At 62.7% G+C, this 1659-nt stretch carries 1 pseudogene; it reads left to right on the forward strand.

The features are described from left to right. The first annotated feature begins 85 nt into the window (after window positions 1-85). A pseudogene (locus IEY49_RS21190) lies at window positions 86-1659 on the forward strand (ISNCY family transposase).

Raw genomic sequence — 1659 nt, forward strand, 5'->3', positions numbered from 1 at the left:
CTACGACGGCAAAGGGAGCTTGACGAGGTACGTTGAACCCATGGCGCGACGTCATGCCCGTGGACCTGCCGACCGAACGGAAACGCTGCGCCGCCTTGACAGTGCGTGCCCAGCGTGTGGCCGTCAAACCTATCTTGCGTACCACAACAGCCGTCGCCTCATCACGCTCGAAGGGGCGGTGCGCTACATCCTCAAGATTCGGCGCTGCCGTCAGCCCGACTGTTCCCTCCTGCGCAAGCCCCTTCGGCCCGAGGCCGAAGGGGCGCTGGCCTTGCCACGCTTTGAATACGGATTTGACATCCTCGCGCTGATCGGTGCCCTCCGGTACAGCGAACATCAGACGGTCCCCGAAATTCATCAGGCGCTGCTGGACCGGCACGTGGAGATCAGTGAGCGCAACGTCACCCATCTGCTTCACCGGTACGAAGAACTCCTGGCACTGCGTCTGGGCGACTCCTCACGCCTTCGAAGCCTTCTTGAGCCTCAGGAGCGCGTGGTGCTCGCCATCGACGGGCTGCAACCCGATGTTGGCCATGAAGTGCTCTGGGTGATCCGTGATGTCCTGTCGGGCGAGATTCTCCTCGCGCAAGCCCTGCTGGGCAGCCGTGAGGCTGATCTGGTGCCCCTACTGCGGCATGTCAGGGAAGCGCTCGGAGAGCGCCTCCCCATCGTCGGTGTGATCAGTGACGGACAGGTATCTATTCGGAATGCCGTAGCACACGTCCTGCCCGGTGTTCCCCATCAGCTCTGTCAGTTTCACTTCCTGCGTGAAGCGGCCCGCCCTGTCTTTGAAGCCGACCGTCACGCCAAAGTCCAACTCAAACGACACCTGCGAGGCATTCGGAAACTGGAACGTGTCCTGGAAGGCCGCACCGACACGCATGCGCTGGCCATCTCCGAGTATTGCCTGGCGGTTCGGAGTGCGCTGACCGATGACGGTCGGCCGCCCCTGGCGGCCAATGGCTTGAAACTTCACCAGCGCATTCAGCAGGTCCACACCTCCCTCCACCGGGTGATCACCACAAAAAAGGGGCTGACGAGTCCGTAGATCCGGCGCTCGGCGCTCTGCACCGTCTGGTGTCCCGTGCCCTTGCAGGGCACGGTGTGGACTGGGCGCCCATTGACCAGGCCTACCGCTTGGTGTCACAGGCCGCCCAGGTGTTGGACAACGCCGAAGACGGGTGCGCTGAGCGGGTAAAAGTGCATTTCTCCCGCGTGATGGACCGCATGCGAACCTTGGCTGACCAACCCAACCAACTGCAGGGCGCGCTGCGGCACTTCTTGAAAGTCACGGACAGCTATGGACCCGCGCTGTTTCACACCTATAGACTCGCGGACATCCCAAGAACGAACAACGATCTCGAACAGTGGTTTGGCGCCGCTCGGTACCACGAGCGGCGCGTCACAGGACGGAAAGCAGCGTCACCAAGTACGGTCATTCGCGGACAGGTGCGCCTGATTGCCGCCTTCGGGTCGCGGCAGCAACCCCCTGCGCCAGCAGGATTGATGCCGCGGTGTGTCGTGGCTTGGCAGACGCTGCGCTCCGAACTGGATGGGCGCCATGAGCGGCGCCGCAAGCAGTTACGCTTCCGGCGTGATCCCGAACCCTACTTGCTGGATCTCGAGGAGCGCCTCGTCAAGCTCCCTTTGCCGTCATAG

Origin of the sequence: Deinococcus malanensis (assembly GCF_014647655.1) — a bacterium.
GTDB classification, from domain to species: Bacteria; Deinococcota; Deinococci; order Deinococcales; family Deinococcaceae; genus Deinococcus; species Deinococcus malanensis.